This window comes from Algibacter luteus (assembly GCF_030344935.1).
Taxonomy (GTDB): Bacteria; Bacteroidota; Bacteroidia; order Flavobacteriales; family Flavobacteriaceae; genus Arenitalea; species Arenitalea lutea.
This window is the reverse complement of the sequence record NZ_CP128313.1, coordinates 1,702,263-1,713,915: the sequence shown is the minus strand read 5'-3', so window position 1 is coordinate 1,713,915 and position 11,653 is coordinate 1,702,263. Positions and strand designations below refer to the sequence as shown.

General features: G+C 34.1%; 4 protein-coding genes. 2 read left to right on the top strand and 2 right to left on the bottom strand.

From position 1 onward, the window contains the following. Positions 1-141: 141 nt before the first annotated feature. Positions 142-6,195 carry a choice-of-anchor D domain-containing protein gene (locus tag O5O44_RS07240; protein WP_289196337.1) on the top strand — a complete coding sequence of 2,018 codons (6,054 nt, stop codon included), beginning with the start codon at positions 142-144 and terminating at the stop codon, positions 6,193-6,195. 195 nt (positions 6,196-6,390) lie between these two features. Then, positions 6,391-9,582 (top strand): DUF8693 domain-containing protein, encoded by a 3,192-nt coding sequence (locus tag O5O44_RS07235; protein WP_289196336.1) that lies wholly within the window; start codon positions 6,391-6,393, stop codon positions 9,580-9,582. 85 nt (positions 9,583-9,667) lie between these two features. Here O5O44_RS07235 and hisS read toward each other — a convergent pair whose 3' ends face one another. Then, complete coding sequence (hisS, locus tag O5O44_RS07230; RefSeq protein WP_289196335.1) at positions 9,668-11,044, bottom strand: histidine--tRNA ligase; 1,377 nt, start codon at positions 11,042-11,044, stop codon at positions 9,668-9,670. A gap of 131 nt (positions 11,045-11,175) precedes the next feature. After that, positions 11,176-11,646: a DUF6495 family protein gene (locus tag O5O44_RS07225; protein WP_289196334.1), complete on the bottom strand. Its 471-nt coding sequence runs from the start codon at positions 11,644-11,646 to the stop codon at positions 11,176-11,178. Positions 11,647-11,653 lie beyond the last annotated feature (7 nt).

Sequence of the window (11,653 nt, the reverse complement as noted above, 5' to 3'; positions counted from 1 at the left end):
GAAATCAATATTTTTAACTATCTGATTATCAATATAATCAAACATACATTGTGCATTTCATCGATTAAATTTGTATTTCATGGAGTTATCATCTACTTTTGTAGAGTAAAATAATTAGTCCCAAGCTAAATTTAACCTCTTATGAGAAAAATTACTTTTTTAATAAGGGCTAGTATACTTATATTAGGTGTATTACTCTCACATAATGGAATCTCACAAACTTGTGGTTCCACTATTAATACATATCCCTATAGCCAAAATTTTGAATCTGGCATAGGAGGATGGACTCAAGATACTGGAGATAATTTTAATTGGACTAGGGATTCTGGAGGAACACCTTCAACGGGAACAGGCCCAAACACTGGACAAGGAGATACATGGTATATGTATATTGAAACCTCATCGCCTAGATCTAATGGAGATACTGCAAATTTTGAAAGTCCCTGTTTTAATTTAACAAGTGCCTCTGCTGCCACATTTTCTTTTTGGTATCATATATACGGCGCAAACATAGGTGGTTTATACGTAGAATTAAGTACAGATAACGGAACTTCCTACCCTAACTTATTATGGTCTCAAACAACACAAGTTCAAACGTCTAATGGACAAGCCTATAATCAGGTTAACTTAGATTTAGCAGCATACGTTGGTCAAACAATAAAAATTAGATTTAGAGGGGTTAGAGGAGCAAGTTGGAATGGTGATATTGCTATTGATAACGTTTCGATGACTGCCACGTTAGGTACTTTTCCTGAAATAAACGTTCAAGGTAATGCTACTAACATTGTAGACGGAGATACAACTCCTACTACTGCAGATGATACCGATTTTGGAAATGTAGATGTTACTGTTGGCTCAAACGCCAATACTTTTACCATTCAAAATACAGGTACCGGAACTCTGAGTTTAACAGGTACGCCGAGAGTAGTTATAGGTGGCGCACATCCAGGAGATTTTACGGTTACAGCAACTCCCGCAGCAACAGTTGCCTCTTCAGGAAGTACAACATTTACTATTACGTTCAATCCGAGTGCAACCGGTTTAAGAACAGCAACTGTTAGTATTGACAACGATGACACTAATGAAAACCCTTATAATTTTAACATTCAAGGAACTGGAACGACTACATTACAAGAAATGAACGTACAAGGTAATGGTGCTGATATTGCAGATGGCGATAATACACCTGCTACTGCTGATGATACCGATTTTGGTGGCATTAATGTAGCAAGTGGTACCAATGCAAATACATTTACTATTCAAAATTTAGGAACCGTCTCTAGTCTTAATTTAACTGGAGCTTCACCATATGTAACAATTACAGGAACACATGCAGCTGACTTTACTGTTACTGTAATACCAGCTTCCACAATTGCTGGTAGCAGCAGTACAACTTTCGAAATTACATTTGACCCTAGCGCTTCTGGCTTAAGAACAGCCACTATTAGTATCGCAAATAACGATTCAGATGAAGATCCATATAATTTTGATATTCAAGGTACAGGTTTATTAGGTCCACCAGAATATACTATTTACTATGAAAATTTCGATAACAGTAATGGTGGTTGGACTATGACAGATACTGGATCTGGTTCTACTTTTGCGTATGGAACAGATGCCGCTGAAGTTGGAGAAGGGAATTATTGGTACACAAACAATTTTAATAATTACGCAAATAACACTTCAACATACGCAACAAGTCCAGTCATTGATTTAACTGGATTCTATAACTTAGAATTTAAGATAGATGTTCTATACAGTACTGACACCAATGATGGTGCCTTAATCGAATACACAACAGATGGCACTACTTGGACAACTTTGGGTGCCACTGGTTCCGGAACGAATTGGTACGATTCTGCTAGTGTTAACTCATTAGGCAGTGTTAATGGTTGGAGTGGTTATAATCCAACTTATGACCCCAGTAATTCTCCTACTACATATATAAGTGGACGTAATAATTTCAACGAAGCTTCTATTTCTTTACCTTCTGCGATAGATAATCAAGCTACAGTACAATTTCGAGTATTTTTCGCAACTCAAACTTCGAATGGCGATGGATTTATGTTTGATAACGTATTCATTCATGGAGATCCTTATGTGGCATTTTCAGATCCTACTTTTGCACCAGGCGGTGTCACGAATAATTTAAAACTATGGTTAAAAGCAGATTCTGAAATAGGTACTGTTACTGATGGCACTGATATTGCAATTTGGAACGACCAAGCACAAGATAATGATGCTATAAGTATAACATCAAATAGCCCAGTTTATAATAACAATGCTGCTGGAAATATAAACTTTAATCCTTACGTTGATTTTACGAAAGCCAATCAAGATTTAATGAAGGGTAAAGGTGGGTATTATGCTAGAGATTACTACATTGTCTTAAAAACAGATGGAATTATTGATAACCAAGTTTCAAATACACAAGCACCAATATCGGGAAGATATGCCACAAAAATTATGCATAGTGATGGTACTGGATTATACTTTGGTGCTGGATCTCAAAGATTTCAAAATTACGATTCTATGGTGAATCATATGGTAAGTACTGTACCAGGTAGTTTAACTGCCGGTGTTGCTCCAGAAGGCTCGTATGGACGTACTTATTCAAGCGCTACTGATTTCTATGATAGTGATGTTATTGTATTTAATATTAAAAATAATGCCACTAACACGTCAACTGAAATTTATAAAAATGGTATTAGAATTGACAATATTACTGGTGAAACTTCAACTAGTTTTGAAACCTTACCGTTTACAGAATATTTAAATTCTTATTTTTGTTTAGGTAGTGGACGTATTTCTATAAATGGCCACCCTTTTGATACATTTTTTGACGGAAAAATTAGTGAAGTATTAAGTTATTCTTTAACAAATTCATCAACAGATCAGCATAAAATTCTATCTGCACTTTGTTTAAAATATGGCATTACACTTCATGATACTGGAAGTACTACTGCTATTAATTTAAATGATAAAGATTATATCGATTCTCAAAATACAGTAATTTGGGATACAAGTGCAAACAGCGGATATAACTATGATGTTGCCGGAATAGGTAGAGATGATGCTTCAGAATTAACACAAAAACAGTCAAGTAGCTCAAACGATGCTACAGATGGCACAGGATTAATTGAAGGTATTTTATCTATTGGATTAACTGATATTTATGATACTAACAGCGATAATATAACCAGTAACCCTACCAATTTTAATGATAGAGAATTCCTAGTGTGGGGTAATAATGGGGTCGATTTAAACTTAGCTGCTTCAACGGTAAATGTAGATATGAGCTCTGGTATCGCTGGTTTATCAACACCTGTTTCATTTGTTGCGATGCAACGTATATGGAAAGTTGTTGAAACTGGAGGTGATATTCCTTCATGTAAAGTAAGGATTCCACAAAATGCTATTCGAAATATCACACCTCCTGGTAATTACTATATGTTTATTTCTGATAATGGTGTATTTGATCCAACTGCAGATTATAGAGTAATGACTGCCGATGGTAGCGGGAATTTAGAAACGAATTATGATTTTAGTGGCACTAAATACATCACTTTTGGATATGCACCTCAAGTCATTGTAGAACGCTCAGTATATTTTGATGGTGCTGTTGATTATATAGACATTGAAGATAATTTAGATTTAAACCCAACTGAATTTACAGTGTCTGCATGGATTAAAAAAAATCTTACTACTTTAAATGCTTCCATTCTTTCCAAAAGAAATGCGGCCAATAGCGAAGGTTATGATTTAAGAATCAATGCACTTGGTAGATTAGAATTTACATTGAATGGTGGTGCCGCAGCCTTAACATCTTCTGTAGCAATACCTGCAAATGAATGGCATCAAGTAGCTGTTATTTATGATAATGGTACTGCCACTTTATACATTGATGGCGTTCCAGATACTTCAGCAACCGGATTACCCGCACCTGTAGCTACTTCTCAAAAGTTTCTTATTGCGGCTGCAGATGGATGGGATCCTAATACAACAGATTATTTTGGAGGAAATATAGATGAAGTAAGAGTTTGGGATAGGGCGCTTTCAGTAGATCAATTAAGATATATCATGAACCAAGAAATTTCTAATGATATTACTTTAGCATTAGAATATGGTGATGTTATTCCAACCAGTATTACTAAAAATGAAATAAGCGCAATACCTTGGACCGATTTAGCTGGATATTACCCAATGTCTGTTTATACTTATACAAATACAGATGATATGTCTGGAAATGGAAATCAAGGGGCTTTAAGAAATTTAAATACAGTTGATTTTCAAACTGCACCCCTGCCATATCAAACGCAGGCTGCAGGGTCATGGGATGCAAGTGCAACATGGTTAAACAATACTGTTCAAACATTACCAAATGCACTTTCCATTATTGACGGAACTACACCAATTGACTGGAATATAGTTGAAATGAACCATGATTTATACCTTGGTGCAAACACTACAGATGCTAGATCGAGAGATTGTTCAGTTGAAGCTTTAATTATCAATAGTGGCGATTTACAAGTTAACGGGAGTACCGCTTCTAATACTGGTATTGGTTTAACAGTAACACACTATTTAAAACTAGACGGAACTATAGATTTAGAGGGAGAATCTCAATTAGTACAAACAGATCAAAGTGATTTTGATGCTGCAAGCACAGGTACTTTGGAACGTGACCAACAAGGTTATTCAAATACATTTTTGTATAATTATTGGTGTTCGCCAGTAGCTCCTACCAGTAATGCGGCATATACGATACCAGATGTTATTAACAATGTTGGCTTCTTAACTTCTGGATATAACGGAACGACTTCCCCAGTAAGAAATGCAGATTATTGGATTTGGAAATATACAAATAGACCAAATGACACCTATAGTGAATGGCAACATGTACGAAGTACTGGGTCGCTAAATGTAGGTGAAGGTTTTACAATGAAAGGCCCTGGTACAGGAACACCAGACCAGAATTATGAATTCTTAGGACAACCTAATAACGGAGATTTTAGTTTAGCTGTTACTGTTGATAATGAGTATTTAATTGGTAACCCATACCCTTCTGCTTTAGATGCTAATCAATTTATATTAGATAATATTAGTACTACCGATGGTGGAACCAATACAACTAATGTTATTAACGGTGCACTCTATTTCTGGGATCACTTTACAAATAACAGTCATTATTTAAGTGATTATGAAGGTGGTTATGCAGTATATACCTTATTAGGAGGAACCGTTGCAATTTCTACAGATACAAGAATAAATGCAAGTTATGCTTCTGGAACTAAACTTCCGGAACGCTATATAGCTGTTGGACAAGGATTTTTCGTATCAGCAGTTGATGATGGTGGTTTAACCGGATTAACGCAACCAATTGTTGGTGGTAATATTTTAATTAAAAATAGCCAAAGGGCATTTCAAAAAGAGATTGTTTCTGGAAGTAATACAGGTTCTGTATTTCATAAAACTGGTAAAAATTCTAAAACTACCGCTAATAAGATAAAAGATACAAGAGAAAAAATAAGATTAATGTTTGATTCTCCAGACGGTTACCATCGTCAATTACTAGTTGGAGTAGATAAAAATGCTTCTAATGATTTTGATTTAGGTTATGAAGCTATTCTAGCCGAATCAAATCGTGAAGATATGTATTGGAATTTGAATGGTACAGACCTTCTAATTCAAGCACTAGGTGATTTTAATGAATCGCAAAAAATCCCATTTACAATGAAAATTAATAAAGAAGGATTAGCTGTAATTAAAATTGATGCTTTAGAAAACATTGATGAAAGTAAAAATATATTTGTGCACGATTTAGAATTAGACACGTATCACGATTTAAGGGATGGTAACTTCGGCATCGTTTTAAGTCCAGGAATATATGCTGATCGTTTTGAAATAACATTTTCAAATAATGCTTTTGCTTTAAGCACCGATAATTTTGACCAAGAATACGTCTATGTATATTTCTCAAATGAAAAGGAAAGTATTATTGTTCATAATCCTAATTCAAAAAATATACAATCAGTAGAATTATATAATGTACTTGGTCAATCTATATTTAATCAAACTAATAATGAAAATTCAGATTATTTAGAATTTAAAACGAATAAAATACAAGCTGGAACTTTTATCATAAAATTAAATACGGAAGATGGTATAGTTTCCAAGAAAGTATTAATTGAATAATAATTAAATTTCAATAAAAAAAAGCTAGATTCTTATAATTAAAGCCCTAATAAAATAGGGCTTTACTTAAATAAATTACATTTAATCGGATTTTAATATCATTTTATCGATATAATTAATAAATTTTATTATATTAGCCAAATAAGTGATTTTATAAAACTTATCAATATTTAGCCCCAAACTAAATACCAACTTATGAAGAACATTACTCGTAATATATTATTAGTGCTCTCACTCTACTTTTGTAATTTACAATTGCACGCTCAACTTCATCCCGAGCCTAGTTGCGGGCAAAACTTCAATTTAAATTGGACAACTAGTACTGTTAGCGATGATCACTACTGGCCACCAGGACAACTCTCTACTACTTATACTAACGTAGACGGCTCTGGAACAGATATTACAGTAACTTTTACTGGAGAAACAAGCACATTAGGCTTTTGGGCTGGACAAACACCTAAAGTAGGAACACAATCAAGTTACCTTTACAAAGGCATCGATTTATTATCAAATGGTTTCTCGGGTGAAGGTATAACATGTACAATAACATTTAGCAAGCCTATTTATGCATTTTCTTTTGATATTCATCATGTAAATGTCTGGGAAACAAATGGTGATAAATTCACTTTTACCGGAAAAGACACTAATGGTAACACCATTTACCCTGAATTCACGAGTTCTCCATATCCAACATACACGACAGATAATAGTACTGGTGTTGTCAATGCAATATCGAACATGAGTTCAGGTACAAATCCTATTGTAGGCGTTAATTTTGCAGACCCTAACTACATTGAAAGCGTTTCTTTTTTATGGGATGATTGCAACGATTGTGGTCCTAATCTTCCACATGCTGCAGGCATTGGAAATTTTAGCTTTTGTACGCCACAAGCACTAGGTTTTGATGGTGTAGATGATTACATAAGCCGCGATCAATTATTAAATGGTCAATCGGATATCACTATGATGTCATGGATTAAACTGGATGATGATTTTAATGGTGGTGAAATTATGGGTCAACCAAACTTCAGACTATTTGTAAACTCTAGCAATAAATTAAAAGCATATTTTAAACCTAATATTGGCAATGGCATAAGTTCGCCTGAAATATCAAAATTAACTCTTGAAGAAGACCTTTGGTATCATGTTGCATTATCATTTAATTCTAATACTGGCGCACTAACACTATATTTAAATGGCACTGCTATTTGGAAACATGAAGATAGTGCTTTAATTGGTGCATATATTATTGATACCGATGAGTATGATGATTATGATTTTGAAATTGGAAGGAATTCTGAATTCGATAATTACTTTTTCAAAGGATCGATAAATGAGTGCAGAGTTTATAATAAAGCTTTAGATTTAAATCAATTACAGCAACAAATAAATCAAAAAATTGAAAATAACAACGGTAGTGTTTCAGGAACAGTAGTACCGAAAGATATTGAAGGCTTAATGTGGAGTGATTTAGTATTGTATTACCAAATGGACGTTCTGGATACAGGCCATACTGCTGACGATTCTGATAGCAAAATTGATGGAATCCTTCATAATATGACGGACTTCCAAGAATACACTGCGCCGTTGCCTTACGAAACTACCTTAACAGCAAATGGATTTTTAACCAATGCTAACAACTGGCTTCATGGTGATGTTTGGGATGTTTCAAATAATATACCCGAACATGCCATAATTAAAATTAATGGTAATCTAGAAACATTCTCAGATTTAAATACGTCCGGACTTATAATAGAAAAAGACGGTTCCTTAACCGTAAATCAAAATTCCGGAGTATATAATTCTTGGTATTTAAAGTTAGATGGTAAGTTAGATTTAGTAGAGCAATCTCAATTAATTCAAACCGAAAACAGTACGCTTGACAGCAATAGCATAGGATTTTTAGAGAAAGATTTAAAAGGTACCGCAGATATTTATACATATAACTATTGGTCTTCCCCAGTTGGAAGAATTGGCAGCAATAATATAAATAGCAACTATACGGTTAGAGAAATATTTAAGGATGTAGATTTTTTAACAAGTGGTTATAACGGAATAGCTTCTCCTTTATCCATTTCAGATTACTGGATTTGGAAATTTAGTAACAGATTAAGCGATACCTACTCAACTTGGCAACATGTAAGAAGCAACGGTGAAATCATACCAGGTGAAGGCTTTACAATGAAAGGCCCAGGAACTGGCTCTATTACCGAAGAACAAAATTACACTATTCAAGGAAAACCGAATAACGGCGATATTAATTTAACAGTAAATGCGGGTAATGATTACTTAGTAGGTAATCCCTATCCTTCAGCTATTGATGCTGTTAAATTTATTGAAGATAATAAATCAACAGACGCTCATAATGGTGCTACGAATGGATCCTTATATTTTTGGAATCATTGGGGTGGCGGTTCTCATGTAGCCAGTGATTATCAAGGTGGATACTCTACTTTCTCCCTTTCGGGAGGTGTTCCCGCTGCATCAAAAAACACAAAAAGTTACCTAGTTTCGACTGGTGGCACTCCTGCCGATATACCTAATAGGTATATTCCTAGCGGACAAGGTTTTTTCACAACTGCCGTAAAAAATGGTACTATAAAATTCAAAAATACGCAACGTGTATTACAAATTGAAGAAGACGCTAATTCAGGAGCTCATAAAAATAATAGTAAATCTGAAAATCTAGCTAGCAAATCGTACAACGATACAAGAATGAAAATTCGCTTAGGGTTTAATTCTGTGAATACACTTCGAAGACAATTGCTAATTACGGTAGATGAAAATGCATCATCAGATTATGATTGGGGTTACGACTCCAAGTATATAGATACTCAGGTTGACGACATGTACTGGCTTATAAACAGCGAAAAGTACACCATTCAAGGTATAGACAATATTGACGAGGAAACAACCATTCCTTTAGGCATACACACCAATAAAGATGGAATAAACAGTATCGCTATTGATGAGTTAGAAAATATTCCTAATGATAAAAATATTTATTTACATGATAAAGATTTAAACATCTATCATGATTTAAAACAAGGCAAATATGAAACATTTATTCCTGTCGGCGCATACTTCAATCGATTTGAATTAACCTTTGCTAAAAATCAAACACTAGGCACAGAAGAAAATGAAAACAAGCAAATAGAAGTTTACTTTTCAAATGAAAAACATTGTGTTGTTATAAATAATCCCGAAGCCAAATTAATTGAAACGGTGGAGATGTTTAACATTCTTGGTCAAGCTTTATTTAAAATACAAACCAATACCAACAATAGTTATTTAGAATATAAAACAAGCCAGATTGTGGCAGGTAGTTACATTTTAAATATAGAAACAGAATATGGTACCATTACCAAAAAAGTATTAATCAAATAAAAAGTTAAGTTTTTAGAATTATTTTGAATTAGTCACAAAACCAAATCTTCATACACTTAACTTATTTCAAGTCCTGAGTTGATCCTCAGGACTTCTTTATTTTAGTAATTAAAGTTTCGAGCGACACTTGATCTTGTTCCCCAGAAATCATATTTTTTAAAGTATAAGTATTCGATTCCATCTCCTGCTCACCAACTAAAACTACAAACGGAATATTACGCTTGTTAGCATGATTCATTTGCTTTTTCATTTTGGCAGCATCCGGATATAATTCGGCATTAATACCTTGTAATCGCAATTGTTTAATAGCCTTTAAACTAAACAACGCTTCCTTATCGCCAAAGTTGATAAATAGAACCTCAACATGTTTTGCTACTGTTTCAGGAAATAACCCCAATTCTTCGAGCACTAAATAAATACGATCCAATCCAAAACTAATACCAACACCGCTTACATTTTTTAATCCAAAAATTCCAGTTAAATCATCATAGCGACCACCTCCACCTATAGAGCCCATTTGCACAGTTTCAGGTGCTGCAACTTCAAAAATGGCACCCGTATAATAATTCAATCCTCTCGCTAAAGTAACATCAAGCTGCAATGTCGCAGTTGACAGTCCTAATTCTGAAATGGCTTTATTTATAAAATCAAGTTCTTCAATACCTTTTTTACCTTCTTCAGAAGTATTCAATATACTTTTCAAACTTGCTATTTGAGACTCGAACGAACCGGATAAAGTGAATAAGGGTTGTAATTTTGTAATACCATCTTCTGAAATACCTTTGGAGCGCATTTCTTCTTTAACCTTCTCCTCTCCTATTTTATCTAATTTATCTAGAGCTACTGTAAAATCAATGAGCTTATCGCTTGCACCAATAACTTCAGCAATTCCAGATAATATTTTACGATTGTTTATTTTAATGGTAACACCATCCAATTTTAATGCAGAAAAAACAGTGTCGTATAACTGAATAAACTCAACCTCTTGCCATAACGAATCGCTTCCAACAACATCTGCATCACATTGGTAAAACTCTCTAAAACGTCCTTTTTGTGGTCTATCTGCTCTCCAAACAGGTTGTATTTGGTAACGCTTAAACGGAAATTCTATCTCGTTTTGGTGTTGCACCACGTATCGTGCAAAAGGCACCGTTAGGTCGTAACGAAGGGCTTTTTCGGAGATTGAAGGGGTTAATTTATTTGAATCTTTTTCAGAATAAGCAGCATTATTAGCTTTAGACAAATAATCCCCAGAATTCAAAATCTTAAAAATCAGTCTATCGCCTTCATCACCATATTTTCCCATCAACGTATCCGAGTTTTCAAAACTAGGTGTTTCAATAGGTTGAAATCCGTAAGTTTCAAATGCAGTACGAATCGTATCAAAAATATAATTTCGTTTCGCTACTTGTTCCGGATTAAAATCTCTTGTTCCCTTTGGGATGCTTGGTTTTTGGGCCATATATATGCCTGCTTATACAGGAGTCTTTTTTAATTATACTTTTAACATCATCATTTCCTTAACGAGTCAGGACAAACAAAAATAACAGTTTAATTTGAAACAAGTTACCACGTATTTAGAATAGACAATTCTCAATTAATCAAATTATTAAAATAATTAAACAATTCGCCTTTTGTAATCACTGCACCTTGCTCAATCATTTTAAATTTATCTAAATTTTTGTCGTCGGTATACGCTTTATCTGCTTGCAAAAACTCAACCGAATCATCCATCAAATTTTCACGAAGCCAATCATAACCTTCTTGAGTTGTAATATCTATAGCTTCATTTTTCACATTCACAACTATGGCTTGCATATTGTTTTCACCTAAATAAAATAAGTACATATGCTGTGGCGCAAAGTGCTCTAAATATTCAGCTTTGTTTAAAACACCTTCCCAAATTAAATCGCTAAACACATCCAGTTCGGTTTCAGCAAGCTCTGGTTTATTAACTTTTAAGTTGGTCCACTCATCATGCGTAATAGATTGAGTTGCCAAAAAATTTATAAACTCATGGTGTAATTCTTCAAACTGCTCTTTGGTAAGTCTTCTATATTTCATAATTAAT

Bases quoted from the DNA above. Each gene is read 5' to 3' on its own strand.
- O5O44_RS07240 (WP_289196337.1), top strand. From the start codon at position 142: ATGAGAAAAATTACTTTTTTAATAAGGGCTAGTATACTTATATTAGGT.
- O5O44_RS07235 (WP_289196336.1), top strand. From the start codon at position 6,391: ATGAAGAACATTACTCGTAATATATTATTAGTGCTCTCACTCTACTTT.
- hisS (WP_289196335.1), bottom strand. From the start codon at position 11,044: ATGGCCCAAAAACCAAGCATCCCAAAGGGAACAAGAGATTTTAATCCG.
- O5O44_RS07225 (WP_289196334.1), bottom strand. From the start codon at position 11,646: ATGAAATATAGAAGACTTACCAAAGAGCAGTTTGAAGAATTACACCAT.